The organism is Catenuloplanes niger (genome assembly GCF_031458255.1).
In the GTDB taxonomy this organism is placed as follows: Bacteria; Actinomycetota; Actinomycetes; order Mycobacteriales; family Micromonosporaceae; genus Catenuloplanes; species Catenuloplanes niger.
In genome coordinates this window covers 7,251,042-7,274,331 of record NZ_JAVDYC010000001.1, presented here as the reverse complement: position 1 = coordinate 7,274,331, position 23,290 = coordinate 7,251,042, and the positions used below count along the sequence as shown (strand labels likewise).

24 protein-coding genes are annotated in these 23,290 nt (G+C 72.1%); 9 read left to right on the top strand and 15 right to left on the bottom strand.

The features are described from left to right. Window position 1: 1 nt before the first annotated feature. The 6 genes from J2S44_RS31730 to argC are packed head-to-tail and all read right to left on the bottom strand — an operon-like array spanning window position 2 to window position 5,654. Window positions 2-511, bottom strand: coding sequence for an arginine repressor (locus J2S44_RS31730; protein WP_310421358.1), 510 nt, complete (start codon window positions 509-511; stop codon window positions 2-4). Next, window positions 508-1,434, bottom strand: a complete 927-nt coding sequence (argF, locus tag J2S44_RS31725) for an ornithine carbamoyltransferase (protein ID WP_310421356.1) — start codon at window positions 1,432-1,434, stop codon at window positions 508-510. The genes J2S44_RS31730 and argF overlap by 4 nt, the downstream gene beginning before the upstream one ends. Next, window positions 1,431-2,600, bottom strand: a complete 1,170-nt coding sequence (locus tag J2S44_RS31720) for an acetylornithine transaminase (protein WP_310421354.1) — start codon at window positions 2,598-2,600, stop codon at window positions 1,431-1,433. Before J2S44_RS31720 ends, argF begins: the two co-directional genes overlap by 4 nt. After that, window positions 2,597-3,490: an acetylglutamate kinase gene (gene argB / locus J2S44_RS31715; protein WP_310421352.1), complete on the bottom strand. Its 894-nt coding sequence runs from the start codon at window positions 3,488-3,490 to the stop codon at window positions 2,597-2,599. The genes J2S44_RS31720 and argB overlap by 4 nt, the downstream gene beginning before the upstream one ends. Beyond that, the gene (gene argJ / locus J2S44_RS31710; protein ID WP_310421350.1) at window positions 3,487-4,656 is read right to left on the bottom strand and encodes a bifunctional glutamate N-acetyltransferase/amino-acid acetyltransferase ArgJ; all 1,170 of its coding nucleotides are present in this window, start codon (window positions 4,654-4,656) and stop codon (window positions 3,487-3,489) included. The genes argB and argJ overlap by 4 nt, the downstream gene beginning before the upstream one ends. Then, the gene (gene argC / locus J2S44_RS31705) at window positions 4,653-5,654 is read right to left on the bottom strand and encodes an N-acetyl-gamma-glutamyl-phosphate reductase (RefSeq protein ID WP_310421348.1); all 1,002 of its coding nucleotides are present in this window, start codon (window positions 5,652-5,654) and stop codon (window positions 4,653-4,655) included. The genes argJ and argC overlap by 4 nt, the downstream gene beginning before the upstream one ends. Before the next feature lie 168 nt (window positions 5,655-5,822). Between argC and J2S44_RS31700 the strand changes: the two genes are divergently transcribed. Beyond that, complete coding sequence (locus J2S44_RS31700) at window positions 5,823-6,158, top strand: hypothetical protein (RefSeq protein ID WP_307245979.1); 336 nt, start codon at window positions 5,823-5,825, stop codon at window positions 6,156-6,158. 42 nt (window positions 6,159-6,200) lie between these two features. Next, entirely contained in the window at window positions 6,201-7,703 is a 1,503-nt protein-coding gene (locus tag J2S44_RS31695) for an MFS transporter (RefSeq protein WP_310421346.1), read from the top strand. Window positions 7,704-8,017: 314 nt separating this feature from the next. Here the strand turns inward: J2S44_RS31695 and J2S44_RS31690 are convergent, their stop codons facing one another. From J2S44_RS31690 to J2S44_RS31650, 9 genes are all read right to left on the bottom strand, one after another. Continuing rightward, complete coding sequence (locus tag J2S44_RS31690; RefSeq protein WP_310421344.1) at window positions 8,018-8,932, bottom strand: GNAT family N-acetyltransferase; 915 nt, start codon at window positions 8,930-8,932, stop codon at window positions 8,018-8,020. A 207-nt stretch (window positions 8,933-9,139) separates the two neighbouring features. Continuing rightward, entirely contained in the window at window positions 9,140-9,787 is a 648-nt protein-coding gene (locus tag J2S44_RS31685) for a GNAT family N-acetyltransferase (RefSeq protein WP_310421342.1), read from the bottom strand. A gap of 282 nt (window positions 9,788-10,069) precedes the next feature. Next, on the bottom strand, window positions 10,070-12,568 hold the full coding sequence (pheT, locus tag J2S44_RS31680) for a phenylalanine--tRNA ligase subunit beta (RefSeq protein ID WP_310421340.1): 2,499 nt from the start codon (window positions 12,566-12,568) through the stop codon (window positions 10,070-10,072). A 27-nt stretch (window positions 12,569-12,595) separates the two neighbouring features. Beyond that, complete coding sequence (pheS, locus tag J2S44_RS31675; RefSeq protein WP_310421338.1) at window positions 12,596-13,657, bottom strand: phenylalanine--tRNA ligase subunit alpha; 1,062 nt, start codon at window positions 13,655-13,657, stop codon at window positions 12,596-12,598. Window positions 13,658-13,814: 157 nt separating this feature from the next. Beyond that, window positions 13,815-14,636, bottom strand: a complete 822-nt coding sequence (locus J2S44_RS31670) for a TrmH family RNA methyltransferase (RefSeq protein WP_310430016.1) — start codon at window positions 14,634-14,636, stop codon at window positions 13,815-13,817. Window positions 14,637-14,756: 120 nt separating this feature from the next. Next, window positions 14,757-15,149 carry a 50S ribosomal protein L20 gene (gene rplT, locus J2S44_RS31665; RefSeq protein WP_310421336.1) on the bottom strand — a complete coding sequence of 131 codons (393 nt, stop codon included), beginning with the start codon at window positions 15,147-15,149 and terminating at the stop codon, window positions 14,757-14,759. A gap of 39 nt (window positions 15,150-15,188) precedes the next feature. Beyond that, on the bottom strand, window positions 15,189-15,383 hold the full coding sequence (gene rpmI, locus J2S44_RS31660) for a 50S ribosomal protein L35 (protein ID WP_307245958.1): 195 nt from the start codon (window positions 15,381-15,383) through the stop codon (window positions 15,189-15,191). A gap of 65 nt (window positions 15,384-15,448) precedes the next feature. Then, a complete protein-coding gene (gene infC, locus J2S44_RS31655; protein WP_307245956.1) occupies window positions 15,449-16,090 on the bottom strand; it encodes a translation initiation factor IF-3 in 642 nt (213 codons plus the stop codon). A 618-nt stretch (window positions 16,091-16,708) separates the two neighbouring features. Next, entirely contained in the window at window positions 16,709-16,966 is a 258-nt protein-coding gene (locus J2S44_RS31650; protein WP_310421334.1) for a hypothetical protein, read from the bottom strand. A 156-nt stretch (window positions 16,967-17,122) separates the two neighbouring features. On the opposite strand from J2S44_RS31650, the gene J2S44_RS31645 reads away from it, so the two are divergent. The 7 genes from J2S44_RS31645 (at window position 17,123) to J2S44_RS31615 (ending at window position 23,286) form a co-directional block, all read left to right on the top strand. Continuing rightward, window positions 17,123-17,914: a hypothetical protein gene (locus J2S44_RS31645; RefSeq protein ID WP_310421332.1), complete on the top strand. Its 792-nt coding sequence runs from the start codon at window positions 17,123-17,125 to the stop codon at window positions 17,912-17,914. A 14-nt stretch (window positions 17,915-17,928) separates the two neighbouring features. Continuing rightward, a complete protein-coding gene (locus J2S44_RS31640) occupies window positions 17,929-18,315 on the top strand; it encodes a phage holin family protein (RefSeq protein ID WP_310421330.1) in 387 nt (128 codons plus the stop codon). Continuing rightward, window positions 18,312-18,995 (top strand): DUF3618 domain-containing protein, encoded by a 684-nt coding sequence (locus J2S44_RS31635; RefSeq protein WP_310421328.1) that lies wholly within the window; start codon window positions 18,312-18,314, stop codon window positions 18,993-18,995. Before J2S44_RS31640 ends, J2S44_RS31635 begins: the two co-directional genes overlap by 4 nt. Before the next feature lie 399 nt (window positions 18,996-19,394). Further along, complete coding sequence (locus J2S44_RS31630) at window positions 19,395-20,000, top strand: RNA polymerase sigma factor (RefSeq protein WP_310421325.1); 606 nt, start codon at window positions 19,395-19,397, stop codon at window positions 19,998-20,000. A 249-nt stretch (window positions 20,001-20,249) separates the two neighbouring features. After that, window positions 20,250-21,542, top strand: a complete 1,293-nt coding sequence (locus J2S44_RS31625) for an extracellular solute-binding protein (protein ID WP_310421323.1) — start codon at window positions 20,250-20,252, stop codon at window positions 21,540-21,542. An 11-nt stretch (window positions 21,543-21,553) separates the two neighbouring features. Next, entirely contained in the window at window positions 21,554-22,474 is a 921-nt protein-coding gene (locus J2S44_RS31620; protein WP_310421321.1) for a carbohydrate ABC transporter permease, read from the top strand. Next, the gene (locus J2S44_RS31615; RefSeq protein WP_310421319.1) at window positions 22,474-23,286 is read left to right on the top strand and encodes a carbohydrate ABC transporter permease; all 813 of its coding nucleotides are present in this window, start codon (window positions 22,474-22,476) and stop codon (window positions 23,284-23,286) included. The genes J2S44_RS31620 and J2S44_RS31615 overlap by 1 nt, the downstream gene beginning before the upstream one ends. The last annotated feature ends 4 nt before the right edge of the window (window positions 23,287-23,290 follow it).

Below are 23,290 nucleotides of genomic sequence, written 5' to 3'. Positions count from 1 at the left end.
CTCAATGATCGGAGTCGGCCGGCCCGGACCGGGCCCAGCCGGAGAGCTTGTCGGCGAGCGCGGGCCCGCCGAACGGTTCCCGGGCGACGACCAGGATGGTGTCGTCGCCCGCGATCGTGCCGACCACGTCCGGCAGCCCGGACCGGTCGAGCGCGCTGGCCAGGAACTGCGCGGCCCCGGGCGGGGTGCGCAGCACGGCTATGTTGCCGCTGGCGTCGGCGCCGGTGAGCAGCTCGCGCAGCAGCCGCAACAGCCGCGCCGGGGCCTGCTCGGCCTGCCGGATGACCGGCGTGCCGTCCTCGGGGATCAGGTAGACGGCCGGGCCGCCCGCGGTCCCACGCACCTTCACCGCGCCCAGTTCCTCCAGGTCACGGGAGAGCGTGGCCTGGGTGACCTGCACACCGTCGCCGGCCAGCAGCTCGGCCAGCTCGGTCTGCGACCGGATGGCCTTCTCCCGGATCAGGTCGACGATCCGGGCGTGCCGCGCGGTGCGGGTGGTGGGTGCGGTCATGCCGAATACCCTGCCAGCCAGGCGAGCAGCGCCTTCTGGGCGTGCACCCGGTTCTCGGCCTCGTCGAAGACCGCACTCTGCGAGCCGTCCATCACGTCGTCGGTGATCTCGTCGCCGCGGTGCGCGGGCAGGCAGTGCAGCACGATCGCGTCCGGCTTCGCGGCCGCGACCAGGTCCTTGTTCACCTGGTACGGCCGGAACGGGGTGTGCCGGTCCTGGCCGTCGTTCTCCTGGCCCATCGACGTCCACGTGTCGGTGGCGATCACGTCGGCCGCGTCGACCGCCTCGTACGGGTCGCGGAGCACGCTGACCGAGCCGCCGGTCCACGCCGCGATCTCCGCCGCGCGGGCGACGATCGCCGGGTCCGGGTCGTAGCCGGACGGGCCGGCGACGCGCACGTGCATGCCCGCGGTCGCGCCGGCCAGCAGGTACGAGTGGCTCATGTTGTTCGCCGCGTCGCCGACGTAGGCCAGCGTGCGCCCGTGCGTGGTGCCGCACCGCTCCCGGATCGTGAGCAGGTCGGCGAGCAGCTGACAGGGGTGGAAGCCGTCGGTGAGCGCGTTCACCACCGGCACGGTGGCGGCGGACGCGATCTCGGCGAGCCGCTCGTCGCCGTAGGTGCGCATGACTATCGCGGACACGTACCGGGACAGCACCCGCGCCGCGTCGGCCAGGGTCTCGCCGCGGCCGAAGTGGGTGGCCTGCGTGTCCACGATGATCGGGTTGCCGCCGAGCTCGGCGATGCCGACGTCGAACGACAGCCGGGTGCGCAGGCTCTGCTTGTCGAAGAGGACCGCGACCGACTTCGGGCCGGCGAACGGCTTGTGCGCGTACCGGTCGGCCTTCATCAGCTGGGCCAGGTCGAGCACCGCGGACTGCTCGGCCGGGGTGAGGTCGTCGTCGCGGAGGAAGTGCCGGGTCATGAGGTCACCGTGTCCAGGGCGTGGGGCAGCGCGGCGAGGAACGAGTCGGCCTGCTCGGCCGAGAGAATCAGGGGCGGGGCCAGCCGTACGACGTGCGGCGCCACCGCGTTGACCAGGAACCCGGCGTCCTTCAGCACGCCGGTCAGCGCGCCGGAGGCCGGCGCGTCGAGCACGATGCCGAGCAGCAGACCGGCGCCGCGCACCTCCTTGATCAGCGGGTGGCCGAGCGCCTCGACGCCGCGCCGCAGCCGCTCCCCCACGCGCTTGACGTGATCGAGCAGGCCCTCGTTCGCGATCGTCTGGATCACCGCGAGCGCGGCCGCGCAGCTGACCGGGTTGCCGCCGAACGTGCTGGCGTGCATGCCGGGCTGGAACAGCGTGGCCGCGCGGCCGAACGCGAGGACCGCGCCGATCGGCAGCCCGCCGCCGAGGCCCTTGGCCAGCGTCACGATGTCCGGCTCGACGCCCTCGGCCTGGTGCGCGAACCAGTGCCCGGTGCGGCCGATGCCGGTCTGCACCTCGTCCAGCGCGAGCAGCGCGCCGTGCCGGGCGGTGATCTCCCGGGCCGCGGTGAGGTAGCCGGCCGGCGGGACCAGCACGCCGCCCTCGCCCTGGATCGGCTCCAGGATGACCATGGCGGTCTCGTCCGTGACCGCGTTCGCCAGCGCCGCCACGTCGCCGTAGGGGACGTGCGTGACGCTCCCGGGCAGCGGCTGGAACGGCGCGGCCTTCGCCGGCTGACCGGTCAGCGCGAGCGCGCCCATGGTCCGGCCGTGAAAACCACCCTCCGAGGCCACCACGTGGGTACGGCCGGTGAGGCGCGACATCTTGAACGCCGCCTCGTTGGCCTCCGCGCCGGAGTTGCCGAAGAACACCCGGCCCGGCCGCCCGGCCAGCGCGAGCAGGAGCTCCGCCAGCTTGATCGTCGGCTCGGCCACGTAGAAGTTGGAGACGTGCCCGAGCGTGCCGATCTGCTTGGTCACGGCCGCGACCACGGCCGGGTGGGCGTGGCCGAGCGCGTTGACCGCGATGCCGCCGAGCAGGTCCAGGTATTCCCGGCCCGCGTCGTCGACGACGACCGCGCCGGCACCGCGGGCCAGCGCGAGACCGGGGGTGGCGTAGTTCTCCATCATGGACGTCTGCCACCGGTCGACCAGACCGCTCATGACCCCATCACCATGGTTCCGAATCCTTCTGAGGTGAAGACTTCCAGCAGGGTCGAGTGCGCGACCCGGCCGTCGACGACGTGCGCGGCCGGGACTCCGCCCTCGACCGCGCGCAGGCAGGCCTCCATCTTGGGGACCATGCCCGACTCGAGGCTCGGCAGCAGCTCCGCCAGCTCGTTCGTGGTGATCTGGGTGATCAGGCTGTCCGGGTCCGGCCAGTTCCGGTAGAGACCGGTCACGTCCGTGAGCACCACCAGCTTGCGGGCGCCGAGCGCGACCGCGAGCGCGGCGGCCGCGGTGTCCGCGTTCACGTTGTGCAGCGTGCCGTCGGCGTCCGGCGCCACCGTGGCGATGACCGGTATGCGGCCGGCCGCGATGATGTCCGCGACCGCGCCCGGGTTGACCGTGGCGACGTCGCCGACCAGGCCCACGTCGACCGGCTCGCCGTCGACGATCGCGGGCCGGCGGACCGCGGTGAACAGCTTCGCGTCCTCGCCGGACAGGCCGACCGCGTACGGCCCGTGCTCGTTGATCAGGCCGACCAGCTCGCGGCCGACCTGGCCGACCAGCACCATCCGGACCACGTCCATGGTCTCCGGCGGGGTAACCCGCAGGCCGCCGCGGAACTCGCTGACCATGCCGAGCCTCTTCAGCATGGCGGAGATCTGCGGGCCGCCGCCGTGCACCACGACCGGCCGGAGCCCGGCGTAGCGCAGGAACACCATGTCGGCCGCGAACGCGCGCTGCAGCTCCGGGTCGATCATCGCGTTGCCGCCGTACTTGACCACCACGGTCTCGCCGGAGAACTCGCGCAGCCACGGCAGCGCCTCGATCAGCGTGGCGGCCTTCTGCTGTGCCACCGCCAGGTCACGGGTGAGCGCCGCGGTCATGAGCTGTACGCCGAGTTCTCGTGCACGTACGCGTGGGAAAGGTCGTTGGTCCAGATGGTGGCCTCCGCGCCGCCCGCATTGAGGTTGATGTGGATCTCCACGTCGCGGCCGGACAGGTCCACCTTGGACCGGTCCTCCGCGGCCGCACCGCCCTTGCACACCCACACGCCGTTGACCGCGACGTCCAGCTGATCCGGCTCGAACGTGGCCCGCGTGGTGCCGACCGCCGCCAGGATCCGCCCCCAGTTCGGGTCGTTGCCGAACAGCGCGGTCTTGACCAGGTTGTTCCGGGCCACGGCCCGGCCGGCCTCGACCGCGTCGTCCTCGGTGAGCGCGCCGGTGACCGCGATCGCGACCTCCTTGGTGGCACCCTCCGCGTCCGCGATCAGCTTCCGGGACAGCTGGCGCAGCAGCTCGGTGACGGCCTCGGCCAACTCCTCCGTGGTCGGCTCGATGCCGGACGCGCCGGAGGCCAGCAGCAGCACGGTGTCGTTCGTGGACATCGCGCCGTCCGAGTCGACCCGGTCCAGCGTGACGCGGGTGGCGTGGCGCAGCGCCGTGTCCAGCGCGTCCGAGCCGGCGACCGCGTCCGTGGTCAGCACGCACAGCATGGTGGCGAGCCCCGGGGCCAGCATGCCGGCGCCCTTGATCATGCCGCCGACGCTCCAGCCCGTACCCTCGACGACCGCGGTCTTCGGCACGGTGTCCGTGGTCATGATGGCCTCCGCGGCCGCGGCACCACCGTCGCGGGACAGGCCGCGCACGGCCGCCTCGACGCCGGGGAGCAGCTTGTCCATCGGCAGCCGCTCGCCGATCAGGCCGGTCGAGCAGACCGCGACGTCACCGGCGCCGAGCAGCAGCGGCTTGGGACCGCCTCGCAGCGCGGCCGCGGTGTGCTCGGCCGTGGCGTGCGTGTCCTGGAAGCCGGCCGGGCCGGTGCACGCGTTCGCACCGCCGGAGTTCAGGATGACCGCGCGCACCACGCCGCCCCTGAGCACCTGCTGGCTCCAGAGCACCGGCGCGGCCTTGACCCGGTTGCTGGTGAAGACGCCGGCCGCGGTCGCGTCCGGGCCGTCGTTGACGACCAGCGCGACGTCCGGCTTGTTCGCCTTGAGACCGGCGGCGACGCCGGCGGCCCGGAAGCCCTTCGGGTGGGTGACGCTCATGGTGCGACTCCGTAGATCTGCAGCCCGGTGGTCTCGGGCAGCCCGAACATGAGGTTGGCGTTCTGGACGGCCTGGCCGGCCGCGCCCTTACCGAGGTTGTCGGACGCGCTGACCGCGATGACACGGCCGGAGTCGACGTCGACCGTGGCCTGCAGGTGCACGGAGTTGGAGCCGCTGACGCCCGCGGTCTGCGGCCACTGGTCCGGTGCCAGCACGTGCACGAAGGGATCCGTCGCGTAGGCCGCCTTCAGGACCTCGTGCGGATCCTGGTCGTTCGCCCTTCTCGCGGTCACCGTCGCCAGGATGCCGCGCGGCATCGGCGCCAGGACCGGCGTGAACGACAGGCTCTTCGCGCCCGTGGCCTGCTTGATCTCCGGCACGTGCTGGTGGCGCCCGGTCTTGTAGGTCGACAGGCTGCCCATCACCTCGCTGGCCAGCAGGTGCGTCTTCGCCGACTTGCCCGCGCCGGACGTGCCGGACGACGCGACCACCACCACGTCCGCCGGGTCGGCGACGCCGGCCGCGATCAGCGGCGCGAGCGCGAGGATCGTGGTGACCGCGTAGCAGCCGGTGTTCGCCACCCGGGTGCTGTTCGCGATCCGCTCGCGCTGACCGGGCAGTTCCGGCAGCCCGTAGGTCCACGTGCCGGCGTGCTCACCGCCGTAGTACCGCTGCCACGCGTCGCCGTCGCCGAGCCGGAAGTCCGCGCCGAGATCGACGATCCGCACGGTCTCCGGCAGCCGGCTCGCCAGCGCCGCGGACTGCCCGTGCGGCAGCGCGAGGAAGACCAGGTCGACGTCCTCGAACGCGGCCGGCTCGGTGCTGCCCAGCGTGAGACCGAGCCCGCTCAGGTGCGGGTGGACCGCGCCGACCGGACTGCCCGCCTGGCTGTGCGCGGTCGCGGTCACCAGGTCGAACTCCGGGTGCCCGGCGAGCAGGCGCAACAGCTCGCCCCCCGCGTATCCGCTGGCACCCGCCACACCGACCCTGACACCCATGTTGCCCTCCGCATCACTATGCGGCCCAATGTATCAACATTCACCGGGGGCGGGCAAAGGGATAATCGTCTCCGTCTCGCAATTTGCCCTCTTTGCGCCGTACGCCACATATGCTCGGGAGGCTTGTTCGTATTTCTGTCCACGTCGTCGGAAGAAGGGAAGCCGCTCATGGGCGACTCGATCCGGATCATCACCCCCCAGGCATACCCGCTCTGGGCGGCCGAGGTCCCGTCCCACTCCGACGAGCAGCCGCTGATGACCAGCGAGGGCGAGGTCGTCACCGAGGACCTGGTCGACTTCATCTTCCCGCACACGTACCGGGTGATCGCCTGGGAACACGTGGTCGGCCGCGACGGCAGCCAGGGCGCGCTCCCGATCCTGGCCGGCACCCAGGCCACCAGCGACCAGACCTACCAGTACGCCGAGGAACGCGAGGACGCCGAGAACCTGGCCCGCCTCCGCATCCGCGAACACCTGCGCCGCAAGAAGTCCATCAGCGCCTGATAATTCCTCGAAACTGTCGTACGCAGGCTCTACGGTGGCCCGATGAGCGGTGACCTGCGGACCTTCTACCAACTTCTCGCCAACACGCTGCTGGTGTCCGTCATCAACTTCACCGTGTGGTTCGCGGTCACCTTCTGGGTCTACCTGGAGACGAAGTCGGTCTTCGCGACCGGCGTCATCTCCGGCATCTTCCTGGTGCTGACCGCGCTGACCGGCATCTGGTTCGGCAGTCTGGTCGACCATCACCGGCGCACGCTGATGATGCAGGTGTCGGCGGGCGCGTCGTTCGTGCTCTACCTGGCCGCGCTCGGCGTCTGGCTGGCGACACCACCGGAGGCGTTCCGGGACCCCGCGGGGATACGGCTCTGGGCGTTCGTCGTGCTGCTCATGTGCGGCGTGATCGCCGGCAACATCCGGACGATCGCGATGCCGACGCTGGTCACGATCCTGATCGACGAGGGCAGCCGGGACCGGGCGAACGGGCTGGTCGGCACCACGTCCGGCGTGTCGATGCTGACCACGTCGGTGATCAGCGGCCTGCTCGTCGCGTTCGACGGCATGCGGTCGGTGCTGGCCCTGGCGCTGGTCGTGCTCGGCCTGGCTATCGTGCACCTGGCCACCGTGCCGGTCCGCGAGCCGGCACCGTCACCGGAACACGTGGCCGAGGGTGGACGCGTCGACCTGCGCGGTACGGTCCGGGTGGTTCGCGGCGTACCCGGGCTGATGGCTCTGGTGTTCTTCTCCGCGTTCAACAACCTGCTCGGCGGCGTCTTCATGGCGCTGATGGACGCGTACGGGCTGTCGCTGGTGTCCGTGCAGACGTGGGGCGTGCTCTGGGGCGTGCTGAGCACCGGCTTCATCGTCGGCGGCCTGCTCATCGCGCGCACCGGCCTGGGCAGCAAGCCGGTGCGGCTGCTGCTGCTCGTCAACCTGGTGCTCTGGGCCGTGGTGGCGCTGTTCCCGCTCACCGCGTCGATCATCCCGCTCGCCGTCGGCATGTACGTCTACATGCTGCTCGTGCCGTACGCGGAGGCGGCCGAACAGACGATCCTGCAGCGCGTGGTGCCGCTGGAACGGCAGGGGCGGGTGTTCGGCTTCGCGCAGAGCGTCGAGCAGGCCGCGTCGCCGGCCACCGCGTTCCTGATCTCGCCGATCGCGCAGTTCTTCTTCATCCCGTTCATGACCGACGGTGCGGGCGCCCGCACCATCGGCTCCTGGTTCGGCACCGGCGCCGACCGCGGGCTGGCCCTGGTCTTCGTGCTGACCGGCGTGATCGGCGTGATCGCCACGGTGATCGCACTGAACACGCGCCCCTACCGCCGGCTGAGTGCCCGCTACGCGGTCGCGCCGGACCCGATGGCCACGGACGGAACGGCCGGACCGAGCGCCCCGGCGGCCGCCGCGGACGGGCGCGCGGTCGCGGACGGGCGCGCGGTCGCGGACGCGCTGTCGGCGACGGGGAACCCGGCCACCGCGGGAAGTCAGGCCACCGCGGGAAGCCAGGCCGTCACCGGGCCGGCGACGCCCGGCGGACCGGCTGCCTGAAGCTCGGGAGGCCGACCCGGTTCAGCCGGCTGACCGCACCTGGCTGTGGCCGTGCCCGCGGGCCCCGGATGACGAGGCGATCCGGTCATCACGGGCCGCGGCTCTTCCCGGTTTCACGGAAGAGAGCAGACTCGATCGAGAGATCACCGCGAACTGCCGGAGCCGCTGTCCGTTGCCCGTCGGCCGTTGCCCGTCGGCCGTTGCCCGCCGACTGATGGGCAGCGGCTCGGTGGTGGGCGTAGCGCGATGGGCGCCCGGCACAGCGGCCGTCGCCGGTCGCCGGCACAGCGGCCGTCGCTGGTCGCCGGTCGCGGCTACGGGCGGACGGGAGCCGTCAGCCGGTCCGTCACCAGGGACCAGTAGCCCAGGCCGCGTCGCATGCCGACCGCCGCGCTCAACGCCAGCATGGGAGCGTTGCGGTCGTCGTTCTCGCCGTGCATCGCGGTGCCGCCGTGTTCCGCCGCCGCGGCGAACGAGCCCAGTTTCAGCGCCCGTGCCACGCCCCGCCGCCGGGCACGCGTGGCCACGCCGGTGTAGCTGGTGTGCCAGCCGCCCGCGTCGCCGTCCGGCCGGATCAGGCAGACCCCGGCGGTGCCGTCCGCGTCCTCCGCGAACAGCACCAGGGCGTGGTCGGGCATGTGCGCCGCGAACCGCTCCAGGTCGATCGGCGTGTCGGTCGGCATCCCGGTCAGCGAGTCCGCGGCCGCCGCCACGAAACGCGCCCGCGACTCCCGCACGGTCGCCGTCGTCAGCCGGACGCCGGACCTCGTCGCGGCCACCTCCGCCGCGGACCGCAGCGACCGGGGATCGTCGAGCGCGATCGTCCAGCCGGTGCAGTGGTTGTAGACCTGCAGCCCGAGCCGCTCCGCGAACCGCAGTCCGGCCGGCTGGTCGTCGCGCACGGTCATCGCGATCGGCCCGGCTTCCGGCGCGGCGTCCCGGTCCATCCGCCGCAGCTCCGCGGCCAGCGCGGTCCCGATCCCCCGTCCGCGGGCCGCCGCCGCGACCCCGAGCCCGATCGCCCGCTGCCCGCGGTAGTCCGCCACCGCACCGATCAACGCCGCGCCGACGACCCGGCCGCCGCTCTCCGCGACCACCGCACGCACCCGGTCCTCCGCGAGCAGGCGCCGCCACCGGGTCCGCGCGTCCGCCGCGCTCGTCAGATCCAGCAACTCGACCGCCGCGTCGAGATCCCGCTTTTCGTACGCCCGAATCCCCGCCTCCGTCACGTCCTCAGTGTACGAACGCACACCCGCTCTGCCGTCCTAGGAGGCTGGACTGAAAGCTGATCCACGCGCCGGAATCTCCGGTCGGCGATCCCCGTGACGCAGACAACGACGGTGCCGGCGGTGAGCGCGCGGCGCGGCTGGGATTCTCGTCGAGAAACACGGTGGCGCACCCGGCGGAGTCGTATCATCCGGGCGACCGGGTCGCGCCTACTCCGGGTAGACGGTGCCGGGTGGCGCGGCGATCAGGACCGTCGCTTCGGTGTGCCAGCCGAGCATCCGGTACAGCTGCTGACCTTCTACGCCGCCGACGAGCAGCCCGGTCTCCGCGCCGAGCTCGATCGCCGCGCCGGCCAGGATCCCCATGACCGCGCTGCCCAGTCCCCGGCGCCGATGATCGGGCCAGGTGAGGATCCGGTCGGCCGAGGCGTACCCGCCGACGACTCCCGCGCAGCCCCGCGCGGCGTCCGAGCCGTCGCCGGCGACGACCTGGACGGAGACCACCCCGTCGTCGACCGTGGTCTCGGCCCGGTACCCGGCGGGCACCCGGCTCCGGGGATGCGCACGCAGGTCGACGCTCATCAGCCGCTCGGACTGCCGCAACATGGTCAGCCCGGCCGCCTCCAGCGCGCTCACCGCCGGCTGCGGCTCCGTGGTCGCCACGGTCAGCCAGGTGATGCCCTCCTCCCGGAGCGCCGCCGCGGCGAGCCCGGCCAACGTCTCGGCCCGGTCGTCGAATGCGAAGAACTCGATCTCGCGCGAGTTCATCCGGCAGTGCACCCGCAGCCCGCCGGCCACCTCGACGCCCGGCTCGACCCGCCGCGCCCTGCCCCAGCCCCGCTGCCAGGTCGCAAACACACTCTGCGCGCCACCCACACCGGCCAGTAGATCATGACGTGAGGTGGTCCACGACGACGGCGAGGTGCTGTCAGCGCGAACCGTCGACGAGACGGGCGGCCGCGCCCGGACCCGGGACGCTCCGGCGGACCGCATCGATCGGCACGACGGATGTTCGGCCCCGGACGGGTGCGCAGGCAGCGGGCCAGGTCGAGGCCGCCGGTGGCGTGCGGCCGGCCGGTGAACGCGAGGAACCCCGCCGGCCCGAAGGACCGACGGGGTTCCGTCCGCGGATGAGCGGCGTTACGCGCCGCGGAGTGTGGCGCCGAACTCCGATGCCGCCGCGGCGACCGCGGTGTCGCGGGCCGTGACCGCCTCCTCGACCGTCAGCGTGCGGTCCGGGGCCCGGAACGTCAGCTTGAAGGCCAGGGACTTCTTGCCGGAACCCAGCGACTCCGACTCGTACACGTCGAACAGGCGGACCGCCTCCAGCAGCGGGCCCGCGGCGCCGGCCAGCGTCGCCTCGACCGCGGCGGCCGGGACGTCGGACGGGACGACCAGGGCCACGTCGATCAGCGCCGGCGGGTACGTCGACAGCGGCTTGTCCTGGACCACCGGGGCGTCCGGGAGTGCGGTCAGGTTCAGCTCCATCGCGCACGTGCGGCGCGGCAGCTCCAGCGCGGAGACGGCGGCCGGGTGCAGCTCGCCCGCGAAGCCGACGATGGTGCCGTCGACCGAGATCGCGGCGCAGCGGCCCGGGTGCCACGGTGCCTCGTCGCCGGCCGCGACCGTGATCGACGCGGCCGGGATGCCGGCGGCGGAGAGCACGGTGCGGGCCGCCTCGACCGCGTCCGCCCAACTCGCGGCGCGGCCGGCGCCCCACCAGCCGGACGGCGAGATCTCGCCGGCCAGCACGACGGCGACGTGCCACGGCTGCTTGGGCAGCGTGGCGTCCGCGGCGAACAGGTCGTCGTCGCCGGGGCGCTCGTCGACGCCCATGACCGGCGGGCTGCCGGCGCCGGGGCGCGGGTGGAAGACCGCGCCGATCTCGTAGAGCGCGAGGTCGCGGGTGCCCCGCCCGATGTTGCGGCGCAGCGTGGTGAGCAGCGGCGGCAGCAGCGTGCTGCGCAGCAGCGGCTCCTCCTCGGAGAGCGGGTTCGCCAGGCGCACGGTGGACCGGCGGTTGTCCGAGGACGGCATGCCGAACGCGTCGAACACCGACGGTGACATGAACGGGTAGTTGAGCACCTCCACGTACCCGTTCTCGGCGAGCGCGCGGGCGACCGACCGGCGGCGGGTCTGCGACGCGGTGAGGCCGTTGCCGGCCGGCGCGACCGGGAGACGGCTCGGCACCACGTCGTACCCGTCGAGGCGGACGACCTCCTCGATCAGGTCGGCCGGGTCGGTCAGGTCGGGACGCCAGGACGGCGGCGTCACCGTGAGCACCTCGGCGCCCTCGACCGCGCAGCCGACCTGCTGGAGCAGGTCGACGACCTGCTCGCGCGAGTAGTCCACGCCGATCCGGCGGGCCGGCAGCGTCGCGTCCAGCGAGATGGACGCGGCGGGCCGGCGGTGGTCGAGGTCGAGGATCGAGGCGGACGCGGTGCCGCCGCCGTGCTCGAGGAGCAACGACACGGCCCGCTGCAGCGCGACGAGCGTGAGTGCCGGGTCGACGCCCCGCTCCCAGCGCTTCGCGGCCTCGCTGAACAGCTTGTGCCGCCGTGCGGTCCGGCCGACCATGACCGCGTCCCAGTGCGCGGCCTCGAACAGCACGTTCGTCGTGGTCGGCTGCACCTCGGAGGTCTCGCCGCCCATCACCGCGGCCAGCGAGATCGGCACGCCGCCCGCGCCCGCGCCGGGCAGGCCGGTGTCGCAGATGACCATGTCCTCGGCGTCGAGCACGCGCGCGACCCCGTCCAGCGTGGTGATCTTCTCGCCGGGAACGGCGCGGCGCACCACCAGCGGCCCGGCGAGCCGGTCCGCGTCGAACGCGTGCATCGGCTGGCCCAGCTCGAGCATCACGTAGTTGGTGATGTCCACGGCCAGGCCGATCGACCGTACGCCCGCGACCGCCAGCCGGCGCGTGATGAAGTCCGGCGACGGCGCGGCCGGGTCGATGCCGTTGACCAGCCGCGCCGAGAACCGGTCGCAGCCGGCCTGGTCGTCGACCGTGACGGCCCACGGCGCGTCGGCGGTGCCGGCCGGGGCGTCGGCCAGGCCGGCGTCGCGGAACGGCACCTTCAGCGCGTGCGACAGTTCCCGGGCGAGACCGCGCACGCTCAACGCGTACCCCCGGTCCGGGGTGATCTCCAGCTCCAGGATGATGTCGTCCAGGCCGACCAGCGGGCGCGCGTCGGTGCCCGGCACGTGCTCGCCGGACAGCACGATGATGCCGTCGTGGTCGTCGCTCAGCCCCAGCTCGGCGGCGGAGCAGATCATGCCGGCGGACATCCGCCCGTAGGTCTTCCGGGCGCCGATCTTGAAGCCGCCCGGCAGTTCGCCGCCCGGCAGGATCACGACGACGAGGTCACCGACGGCGAAGTTCCGCGCGCCGCAGACGATCTCCTGCGGCGCCTCGTTGCCGACGTCGACCGTGCAGAACCGGATCGGCTTCTTGAAGCCGGTCAGCTCCTCGATGGTGAGCACGCGGCCCACCACCAGCGAGCCGGTGACGGTCGCCGCCTGGTCGACGACCGAGTCCACCTCGATCCCGAGGGACACCAATGCCTGCTCGACGTCGACGCCGGTGATACCCACCGGCAGGTCGACGTGTTCGCGCAGCCAGGAAACTCCGATGCGCACAATTCCTCCGCTTTAAAGAAAAAAGTCTCAGACGGCCATGCCGTACGCGGTCGTGAAGCGCACATCGCCCTCGACCATCTCGCGCATGTCGGAAATGCCGTGCCGGAACATCAGCGTCCGCTCGATGCCCATGCCGAACGCGAAACCGGAGTAGCGGTCCGGGTCGATGCCGCAGGCGATCAGCACGCGCGGGTTGACCATGCCGCAGCCGCCCCACTCGACCCAGCGCGGCCCGTCCCGGTGCTCCGGGAACCACACGTCGAACTCGCCGGACGGCTCGGTGAACGGGAAGTAGTGCGGCCGCCACCGGGTCTTAGCGCCCTCGCCGAACATCGCCTTGGCGAAGTGGTCGAGCGTCCCGCGCAGGTGCGCCATCGTGATGCCCTCGTCCACGACCAGGCCCTCGACCTGGTGGAAGACGGGCGTGTGGGTCGCGTCCAGCTCGTCGGTCCGGTACGTCCGCCCCGGGCACACCACGTAGATCGGCGGCTTGCGGGTGAGCATGGTCCGGGCCTGCACCGGCGAGGTGTGCGTGCGCAGCACGTGCCCCGGCGTGGTCAGGTGGAACGTGTCCATCAACCCGCGCGCCGGGTGGTCGGCGTGAATGTTGAGCGCGTCGAAGTTGGTCCACTCGAGCTCGGCCTCGGGCCCCTCGGCGATCTCGTAGCCCATGCCGACGAACAGGTCGCCGATCCGCTCCATCAGCGTGGTGAGCGGGTGCCGGGCACCGCGCGGGCGGCGGTCCCACGGGAGCGTGACGTCGACGCGCTCCTCGACCAGCACGCGCGCGGCGCGCTCGGTCTCGAGCGCGGTCTGCCGGGCGTCGTACGCGGCCTGCACGGCCTGGCGGGCGACGTTGACCCGCTTGCCGGCGTCGGACTTCGCGGCCGGGGGCAGCGCGCCGATCTCCCGCCGGGCCAGCGAGATCGGCGACTTGTCGCCGAGGTGCGCCGGCTTCAGCGCGACGAGCGCGTCCAGATCGGCCGCGCCGTCGAAGGCCTGGGTGGCCTCCGCGATCGCGCCGTCGAGGGCGGACTGATCCAGCAGGGCAACCTGCTTCGGGTCATACGGGTCATTGCGATAAGTCATGACTCTGCGTCTCCAACGCCTGCGGGAACCGGGACAGTCTAGTGACGCGCGGCGACGCCGCCGCCCACCGGTATCTCCGAAGGCTGAGAGCGAGACAGGATCAGGCTCGTCGCCCGCGCGCACCGGCGGGCCACATAAACGAGCGGATCACTGTAAGTCACTCCTCGAAATCGCGTAAGGCTCTCGCCGAAGCATACAGACACACCGCCGCGGCCGCCGCCAGATTAAGGCTCTCGGCCCGCCCGTACATCGGCACCCTCACCCGATGATCAGCCGCCGCGAGCACCGCGTCGGAGAGGCCATGGGCCTCAGATCCGAAGACCCACATGGTACGGGTGGCGAGCGCCCCGCTGTCCGCCAATCCGTCGAGGTCCGCGTCGCCGTAGCCGGTCGCCGCCAGCACGGTCAGCCCGGCGGCCCGCGCCGACGTCACCACCGAGACCGGATCCGGCCCGCGCACCACGTCCACGTGGAACAGACTGCCGGCCGTCGACCGCACGCACTTGCCGTTGTAGGGGTCGACCGCGTCACCGGCGAACACCACCGCCCCGGCGCCCGCCGCGTCCGCGGTCCGCAGCACGGTCCCGGCGTTCCCCGGGTCCCGGATCTCGGCCAGCGCCGCGACCAGCTTCGGGCCGCGCGCGAGAGCGTCGGGCAGCGACACGTCCGCCTGGTGGCACAGCGCCACGATCCCCTGCGGCTGCACCGTCTCGGTCAGCGCCGCCAGCGCGTCCTCGTCGACCTCCGACACCTCGATGCCCGCGTCCGACGCGGTGCGGCTGAGCGTCGCGTAGCGGTGCAGGGTCTCGGGTGTGCCGAACAGCTCGATCACGGTGCCGGGAGTGGCCAGCGCCGCCGACACCGCCTGCGGCCCCTCCGCGAGGAAGCGGCGCGCCGCGTCCCGGTCCCGGCGGCGGTGCAGCTTCCGGGCGGCGGCGATCCTGGGCGTACGCGGCGTGAACAGGGTCTCGTCCTTGATCTCTCGGTGGTGGCCGGGCGTCCCCGATCACGAGCCGGGCGGCGAGAAAAGCGGAGGCGCCCCGCGGAAAACGCGGGACGCCTCGCTTTCGGAGATGAAGCTGGGTGAAGCCGGTGGGACTCAGGCGGCCTGAGCGGACGCGCCGCCGGTGCCCTCGGCCGCGACCGCGGCCTTGGCGACCTCGACGAGCCCGGCGAACGCCGTGGCGTCGTTGACCGCGAGGTCCGCGAGGATCTTGCGGTCGACCTCGAGACCGGCCAGGCGCAGGCCCTGGATCAGCCGGTTGTAGGTCATGCCGTTGGACCGGGCGGCCGCGTTGATGCGGGTGATCCACAGCTGGCGGAAGTCGCCCTTGCGGTCCCGACGGTCCCGGTACGAGTACTGCATCGAGTGCAGCACCTGCTCCTTGGCCTTGCGGTACAGCCGGGACCGCTGGCCCCGGTAGCCGCTCGCCGTCTCGAGCAGGGTACGACGCTTCTTCTGGGCGTTGACCGCCCGCTTGACGCGTGCCATTGAACTACTCCTAATTGAAAAAAGTCAGTGGCGGGCGCGTCAGCGGCCCAGCAGCTTCTTAATACGCTTCACGTCGGACTTGGCCACCTCGACCGTGCCGGTCAGCCGGCGGGTGCGCTGGGAGGACTTGCCCTCCAGCAGGTGACGCTTACCGGCCTGCTCGGTGACGAGCTTTCCCTTGCCGGTGACCTTCACCCGCTTGCCCATGCCGGTGTGGCTCTTCATCTTCGGCATTGAACGCCTCTTCTTCCTGATACAGGCCGGGGGTTCCCGGCCGGTTGTGGCCGGGAAGCCGGCCGTTACTGGCCGGGAGTTCCGGCCGGCGCACCCGCGTCAGCGGACTCCGTCGCGGGAGCCTCGCTCTCGGGTGCGTCCACGACGTCCTCGTCCCGGGGCGGGCGAGGCGCCTTGGCGCTGGCCGCGACGCGCTCCGCCGCTGCCGCCTTGGTGGCCCGGTGCGGGGCCAACACCATGGTCATGTTTCGGCCGTCCTGCTTCGGGGCGGCCTCCACGTAACCCAGCTCCGTGATCTCCGACTCGAGCCGGCGCAGCAGGCGGTAACCCAGCTCCGGACGGCTCTGCTCGCGACCACGGAACATGATCGTGACCTTGACCTTGTCGCCCGCCTTCAGGAACCGCACCACGTGACCCTTCTTGGTCTCGTAGTCGTGCGGATCGATCTTCGGGCGGAGCTTCATCTCCTTGATGACGGTCTGCTGCTGGTTGCGCCGGGCCTCGCGCGCCTTGAGTGCAGACTCATACTTGAACTTTCCGAAGTCCATGAGCTTGCACACCGGCGGACGGGCCATCGGCGCCACCTCGACCAGGTCCAGATCGACATCCGCGGCCAGCTGCAGGGCGCGCTCCAGCGGGACGATGCCCACCTGCTCACCCTCAGGGCCGACCAGTCGGACCTCTCGCGCCCGGATCTGATCGTTCACGCGTGGTTCGGCGCTGATGGGGCCTCCTCATAACTGCTTCCCGCACCCACCGGCCGGCCGGCGCGGGTCTGGCGACGACTCACCCACCTGCCCCGGCGGGTCGAGCCTGCGCACGGCGTGCGCTGTCGGCCACAAGCAGAAAGGCCCCGGCAACGTGCATGCCAGGGCCCGCTCGACCGGTCACGGCTCACGCTCTCGCGCACGGCCACGCTGTCACGCGTGGCACTGAGCCACCGCACTGCGGATGCGGAGCACCCGAGGCGGTCTGACCGGACCCGGACGCTCGACGCGACGCGGGTGGGAGCAGGCGCTCCGCTTCATCACCACCACGCAGATGCAGGATCGAAGCCGATGCAGGATCAAACTTGATCATGAACATGCGTGATGGTCAGGTCGACCCCGGAAGTCTAACAGGCCCGGAACGCCGTCGCTAACGGCCCCGAACCTGCCCCGGCACCCGGGCCGCGCGGTTCTGCTGTGACCCGATCATGACAACCACGGAAAATGACCTTGATATTCCCGCGCCCGGCCCGGCGCCGCCCGCACACCCGGAACGGGCGGCCGGACCCGCGGGTGGCCGCCCACCCGGAAACCCCGGTGGGCGGCCACCCGCGAAGATCAGGAATTGCCGTCCGGGTCCACGTTCGTGGCGACACGTTCGGCGGAGTGCTCGGCGCCGTCCTCGGCGCCGGCCGGATTCACGACTCCGTCGTAGTTGTACACGATGGACGAATTCTGAGATTTACTCGTACGAATGTAGCGGTGCACGAGCCCGTCATTCTCGATCTCGATCAGACCGGTGTCGCCCGCGCTGCGGGTCTCACCGTCGTAAGGCCCTCCGACCAGGGCTGCCTCGGTAGTCGCTTGATCAGTCATACCGATCGGGTACCCCGCCCCGATCCGATCAAACGGGCACAAAAAATGGCGTGCGCCTCCCGCATGACCACCGGGATCCCGGGTAGCCGGGACCTCGCACGGCCGATTGAGATGGCCGACTTCACCCCCTGGAAAACCCGATTGGAGGGCACTGAGATGACGGATATCGCCACGTCGCGTTCAGCGTCCGCGACCGACGGCCAGACGTCCGCCACCGACACCGCGAAGCAGGAGGCCCGCGAGCTCGGGCACACCGCGGTGGAAGCCGGCGGAAGCGTCGCCGGCACCGCGAAGGACGAGGGCCGCCGGGTCGCCGAGGAGACCGGCCGTCAGGCACGCCACCTCTACCACGCCACCCGCGACGAGCTGCGCAGCCAGGCCGGCGCGCAGCAGCAGCGCGCGGTCGGCGGCATCCGGTCGGTCGGCGGCGAGCTGCGCTCGATGGCCGAGTCGAGCGAGCAGTCCGGACCGGTCGGCGACTACGCCCGGCAGGCCGCCGCGAAGATCGACCAGGTCGCGGACTGGCTGGAGGCCCGCGAGCCGGGCGCGCTGATCACCGAGGTCAAGGAGTACGCGCGCCGGCACCCCGGCACGTTCCTGGCCGGTGCCGCGGTGCTCGGCCTGATCGCCGGCCGGGTGACCCGCAGCGTCGCCGCGGAGATCTCCGACGACTCCGGCGCGGCACCGTCCACCGCCCCGTCCGGGACCACCACCGGCGGGGTCACCGCCACCGGGACCGCCACGGTCCCGGCCACGCCGGTCCCGGCCACCTACACCGAGCCGGTCACGGCCGTGCCGGTCCCGGCCACCCCGGCGACCACCGCGGTGGTCACGCCCGCCACCACGGTGCTGCCGGTCGAGCCCGACCCGCTGCTGCCGCCGGTGACCGACCCGCTGGCCCCGCCGGCGACCGAGCCGCGCACGTACCCGGGTGAGGCACGGCCATGACCCAGGGTCCGGACGTGTCACAGCGCTCCTTCGGGGAGCTGCTGGGCGAGGTCACCCAGGACCTCTCCACACTGGTCCGCCAGGAGGTCGAGCTGGCCAAGGCGGAGATGCGCCAGGAGGCGGCGAAGGCCGGCAAGGCCGCCGGTCTGTTCGGCGGCGCCGGCGTGGCCGGCTTCCTGGTCCTGCTGTTCCTGTCGTTCGCGCTGTGGTGGGGCCTCGCCAACGTGATGGACCAGAGCTGGGCCGCGCTGATCGTGGCCGTGCTCTGGGCGATCGTCGGCGGCGTGCTGTTCACCATGGCCCGCGGCAAGGCCCGTGAGATGCGCGGGATGCCGCAGACCGCGGAGACCGCGAAGGAGATCCCCCAAGCCCTCAAGCCGAATCGTGGAGGCCTGTCATGACCAGCAGCGATCCCGACCAGATCCGCGCCGAGATCGAACGTACCCGCGCGGGCCTCAGCTCCGACGTGGACGCGCTCGCGTACAAGGCCAGCCCGACGCGCATCGTCGAGGACCGGAAACAGCGCGTCCGCGACGCGCTCCGCAACACCCGGGAGAAGATCATGGGAACCGCCTCCGACGCCGGCTCGACCGTGGCCGGCAAGACCTCCGGCGCCGCGCACGCGGTCTCGGACAAGGCCTCCGGCGCCGCGCAGGCGGTCTCCGACAAGGCCTCCGGTGCCGCGCACGCGGTGTCGGACAAGGCCTCGGACGCCGCGGACGCGGTCCGGCAGGCACCGTCCGTGGTGAAGACCAAGGCCGAGGGCAACCCGCTCGCGGCCGGCCTGATCGCGTTCGGCGCGGGCTGGCTGATCTCGTCGCTGCTGCCGGCGACGCAGAAGGAGCGCGAGCTGGCCGCGAGCGCGCGGACCGCGGTGCAGGAGAACAAGGAAACGCTGGTGCAGGAGGCGAAGCAGCTGGCCGGCGAGCTCCAGGACAACCTGCGCGGTCCCGCCGAGGAGGCGGCCGGCCGGGTGCGGGACACCGCGACCGACGCGGCCGCGACCGTGCGCGACGAGGGCCGCTCCGCGGCCGAGGACGTCAAGGGCCGCGCCTCCGAGGCCCGCGAGAAGGTCTCCTAGCCGCCCGCGTGGCCGGGCGTCCCGCGCGTCGCGCCGGACCGGCCCGACGGACGAGAGCTCGACGCAGCGCCGGTTCCGCTCGACGGGACCGGCGCTGTCGCGTGCCCGGGACGGGCCGCCGGCAACCGGGCGGGTCACGGATCGAGACATCCCCGAGGCGTTCGCGCGGCCCGGCGGGACGCGCGCGTCCGGGTCGCGCACGCCGGAATCCGTCAGCCGGGCGGTCACGGAACCGACACCGAGGGGCGGACCCGGGACGGGCCGAATGTGCGAGGCTTTCCGCATGACGGGCCGGAAGCCGCCGGGGGGCGGCACGGCACCAGACACCGCACGCGTCCCGCACGGGTGACGGGCGGGTCGCGTGCGTCTCCCAGGGGGATGGAGAGACGTGCAGTGACCATGCTGGACAGTCCGGTAACGGAGAACGGGGACATCGCGGGCCTCGTCACGGCCGCGTCCCGGGGGGACACGCGGGCCTGGCGCACGATCGTGGACCGGTACGGCCGGCTGGTGTCGGCCGTGTGCCGGCAGTGGCGGCTGAACGACGCCGACGCCGCGGACGTCAGCCAGACCGTCTGGCTGCGCCTGTTCGAGCAGCTGGACCGGTTGCGCGATCCGCGGGCGCTGCCGGCGTGGCTGCTGACCACCACCCGGCGCGAGTGCCATCACCTGCACCGCGCCGCGAAACGCGAGCTGCCCGGCGCGACCACGGCACGGCTGGAGGGCCAGGCGGACGCCACCGCCGCCTCGGTGGACGACGGGCTGCTGCGCCGGGAGCGCGGCGCGGCGGTGCGGGCCGCGTTCGACGAGTTGCCGCCGCACTGCCGGCAACTGCTGGAGCTGCTGCTCCAGGACCCGCCCACGCCGTACGGGGAGATCAGCGCCCGGCTGGGTGTGCCGTGCGGCGGCATCGGGCCGAACCGGGCGCGCTGCCTGGAACGGCTGCGGCGCAACCCGCGGTTCCGCGCGTTCATGTCGGAGCGGACGTATCGGGCCGCCCGCTGACCACCTACCCCGAATGGTTACGGCGCGTGGCGGCCGCCACGCGCGCGCAACCTCGCCCCGCTGTGGGGCGGGGGCCCTCGACCACGGGGCGGGGATCGAGGGCAGGCGGGGGTCGCCGATCGGGCGGCGGCCCCCGCCGCATTAACGCACATCGCTGGCATACATCGACAGGTCCCATTGACTTTGTCCATGTGAGCGCTAACACTCTCTCCCTAAGTAACGCACCCGACATATGAAGGGATGCGCGAGATGAAGCGTCGTCAGCTGCTGGCCGGCACGGCCGCGGTGCTGGGCGCGGCCGCGTGCGGTGCCCCGTCCGGGGCCGACCGGCTGCGGTACTGGAACCTCTTCGGCGGCGGCGACGGCGTGCGCATGGTCGAGCTGGTCGACGCGTTCGCCGCGAGCCGTCCGGACCTCGACGTCCAGGCCTCCACGCTGGCCTGGGGCCCGCCGTACTACACGAAGCTGTCGATGGCCGCGGCCGGCGGCCGGGCGCCGGACGTGGCGATCCTGCACCTGGCCCGGCTGCCCAGCTTCGCGCCCGGCCGGCTGCTCGACCCGTTCCCACCGGAGCTGCTGGCCGAGGCCGGGATCACGCCGGAGAACGTGCTGCCGGAGATCTGGGACCGCTGCGTGGTCGACGGCCAGGTCTACGCGATCCCGCTGGACACCCACCCGTTCGTGATGTACTACAACACCGACCTGTGCCGGCGACTCGGGCTGACCGACGCGAACGGCACGCTGGTCCCGCTGCGCGGCGCGGACGACCTGGTCGCCGCGTGGTCCGAGGCGAAGAAGCTGACCGGCGGGTACGGGCTGGTCCTGGACAACTTCGGCATCTCCCCCTGGCGGCTGTGGTGGACGCTCTACCGCCAGCTCGACGGCGACCTACTGACCGCGGACGCCACCGCGCTCGTGATCGACGACGCGAAGGCGTTGCAGGCGCTGGACTTCATGCGCCGTCTCTCCGTCACCGACGCGGTCGCGCCCGGCCAGATGCTGCTCTCCGGCGCGGTTGCGCTGTTCGGCAGCGGCCGGGCCGCGTTCCTGTTCAACGGCGAGTGGGAGGTCACCACGTTCCAAACGCAGCGGACGCCGTTCTCCATGGTGCCGTTCCCGGAGGTCTTCCCGGGCACCGCGAGCCCGGCCGGGATCGCCCGCACGCAGGCCGACTGCCACACGTTCGTGCTGCCGCACCAGCGGGACCGCACGGTGGCCGGCACCCGCCCCGCGGTCGACTACGTGCGGTTCATGCTGGAGCACAGCGTGGACTGGGCGGCCGGCGGGCACGTGCCGGCCTGGCTCCCGGCCACCCGCAGCCCGGACTACCTGGCGCTGGACCCGCAGTCGCGTTACCGGGACGCGGCCACGACCGCGCAGCTCGATCCGCCCGCCTGGTTCAGCGGCTCCGCGTCCAACATGGAGAACCCGGCCGGCGCCGCGTTCGGCGCGGTGCAGTCCGGCACGCTCACGCCGGAGGCGGGGCTGGCCCGGTTCAAGGCGGACATGCAACGCCTCATCGACACACCGGCACCGGTCTAGGGAGGGCTCCGATGGCCGTCGACACAGTCCCCGCGCCGGTGCACGACACCAGCCCCGCGCCGGCGCGCACCGAGAGATCGCTGACCGGGCTCTGGTTCGCGCTCCCGTTCCTGCTGATCTACGCGCTCTTCATGATCTGGCCGATCCTGTCCGGGCTGTGGAGCAGCCTGTTCAACACCAGCCTGGCCGGCGGCGACGTCGAGTTCCTCGGGCTGTCGAACTACGCGGAGCTGGCCCGGGACGGCGCGGTCTGGGACTCGCTGTGGAACACCGTCTGGTTCACGCTGCTCAGCACGCCGCCGCTGGTGCTGACCGGGCTGGGCATGGCACTGCTGGCGCACCGCGCCCGGCGTACCGGCTGGTTCCTCAGGTTCGCGTTCTTCATGCCCTTCCTGCTGCCGGTGACCGTGGTCGCGCTGATCTGGTTGTGGATCTACCAGTCCGACTTCGGTCTGCTCAACGCGGCGGTCGGGTGGTTCGGCGGCGATCCGGTCGCCTGGATCAACGATGAGCGCACCGCGATGTGGGCGGTGGTGCTCTGCACGCTGTGGTGGACGGTCGGTTTCAACTTCCTGCTCTACCTGGCTGCGTTGCAGGGCATCCCACGGGAGCTGCACGAGTCCGCGGCGGTGGACGGCGCGACGCCGGGCCAGCGGCTGCGGCGGATCACGCTGCCGCTGCTGCGCCGCACGACCGGGCTGGTCCTGGTGCTGCAACTGATCGCGTCACTGAAGATCTTCGACCAGGTGTACCTGCTGAACGAGGGCAACGCCGGGCCGATCACCCGGCCGCTCATCCAGTACGTGTACGAGCAGGGCTTCACGTCGTACCGGATCGGCTACGCGAGCGCGATCTCCTACCTGCTCTTCCTGATCATCATCGTGGTGGCCTTCGCCCAGTTCAAGATCTTCCCGGCCGGGAGGGACGACTGATGCGTACCCGTGTGCCGTTGTCGCTGCTGGGTGTCGCACTGGCACTCCTCTGGCTGATCCCGCTGGCCTGGGCGATCGACACGTCGATCAAGCCGGAGGCGGAGACCACGCGGGTCCCGGTCACCTGGGTCCCGGACGTGTTCACGCTGGACGCCTACCGCGGCGTGTTCACCGCCGGCGACGTGCCGCTCTGGCTGTTCAACAGCCTGGTCGTGGCGGCCGGCGTGACCGTGCTGACGCTGGCCGCGGCCAGTCTCGCCGCCTACGGCTTCTCCCGGCTCGACTTCCCGGCCAAGAACTGGCTGTTCGCGCTGGTCCTGGCCGGGATCATGGTGCCGCCGCAGGCGCTGATCGTGCCGCTGTTCCACCAGATGCAGTCGCTCGGGCTGGTCGACACGTACTGGGGCATGATCCTGCCGCAGCTGGCCGCGCCGGTGATGGTCTTCATCCTGAAGAAGTTCTTCGACGGCATCCCGCGCGAGTACGAGCAGGCCGCCGCGCTGGACGGCGCGAGCCGGCTGCGGATGTTCTGGAGCGTGGTGCTGCCGATGTCCCGCCCGGTCCTGGCCGCGGTCGGCGTGTTCACGTTCGTCACCGCGTGGAACAACTTCCTCTGGCCGTTCATCGTGGTCAGCGACCCGGACCTGATGACCGTGCCGGTCGGGCTCGGCACCGTGCAGAGCTCGTACGGCCTGCGCTACGCCGAGATCATGGCGTCCGCCGTCATCGGTGGGCTGCCCCTGGTGGTCGTGTACGCGTTCCTGCAGCGCCACGTCATCCGCGGCGTCGGCGATGCCGGGCTCAAGGGTTAGGAGT

Bases quoted from the DNA above. Each gene is read 5' to 3' on its own strand.
- J2S44_RS31730 (WP_310421358.1), bottom strand. From the start codon at position 511: ATGACCGCACCCACCACCCGCACCGCGCGGCACGCCCGGATCGTCGAC.
- argF (WP_310421356.1), bottom strand. From the start codon at position 1,434: ATGACCCGGCACTTCCTCCGCGACGACGACCTCACCCCGGCCGAGCAG.
- J2S44_RS31720 (WP_310421354.1), bottom strand. From the start codon at position 2,600: ATGAGCGGTCTGGTCGACCGGTGGCAGACGTCCATGATGGAGAACTAC.
- argB (WP_310421352.1), bottom strand. From the start codon at position 3,490: ATGACCGCGGCGCTCACCCGTGACCTGGCGGTGGCACAGCAGAAGGCC.
- argJ (WP_310421350.1), bottom strand. From the start codon at position 4,656: ATGAGCGTCACCCACCCGAAGGGCTTCCGGGCCGCCGGCGTCGCCGCC.
- argC (WP_310421348.1), bottom strand. From the start codon at position 5,654: ATGGGTGTCAGGGTCGGTGTGGCGGGTGCCAGCGGATACGCGGGGGGC.
- J2S44_RS31700 (WP_307245979.1), top strand. From the start codon at position 5,823: ATGGGCGACTCGATCCGGATCATCACCCCCCAGGCATACCCGCTCTGG.
- J2S44_RS31695 (WP_310421346.1), top strand. From the start codon at position 6,201: ATGAGCGGTGACCTGCGGACCTTCTACCAACTTCTCGCCAACACGCTG.
- pheS (WP_310421338.1), bottom strand. From the start codon at position 13,657: ATGACTTATCGCAATGACCCGTATGACCCGAAGCAGGTTGCCCTGCTG.
- rplT (WP_310421336.1), bottom strand. From the start codon at position 15,149: ATGGCACGCGTCAAGCGGGCGGTCAACGCCCAGAAGAAGCGTCGTACC.
- rpmI (WP_307245958.1), bottom strand. From the start codon at position 15,383: ATGCCGAAGATGAAGAGCCACACCGGCATGGGCAAGCGGGTGAAGGTC.
- J2S44_RS31650 (WP_310421334.1), bottom strand. From the start codon at position 16,966: ATGACTGATCAAGCGACTACCGAGGCAGCCCTGGTCGGAGGGCCTTAC.
- J2S44_RS31645 (WP_310421332.1), top strand. From the start codon at position 17,123: ATGACGGATATCGCCACGTCGCGTTCAGCGTCCGCGACCGACGGCCAG.
- J2S44_RS31635 (WP_310421328.1), top strand. From the start codon at position 18,312: ATGACCAGCAGCGATCCCGACCAGATCCGCGCCGAGATCGAACGTACC.
- J2S44_RS31630 (WP_310421325.1), top strand. From the start codon at position 19,395: ATGCTGGACAGTCCGGTAACGGAGAACGGGGACATCGCGGGCCTCGTC.
- J2S44_RS31625 (WP_310421323.1), top strand. From the start codon at position 20,250: ATGAAGCGTCGTCAGCTGCTGGCCGGCACGGCCGCGGTGCTGGGCGCG.
- J2S44_RS31620 (WP_310421321.1), top strand. From the start codon at position 21,554: ATGGCCGTCGACACAGTCCCCGCGCCGGTGCACGACACCAGCCCCGCG.
- J2S44_RS31615 (WP_310421319.1), top strand. From the start codon at position 22,474: ATGCGTACCCGTGTGCCGTTGTCGCTGCTGGGTGTCGCACTGGCACTC.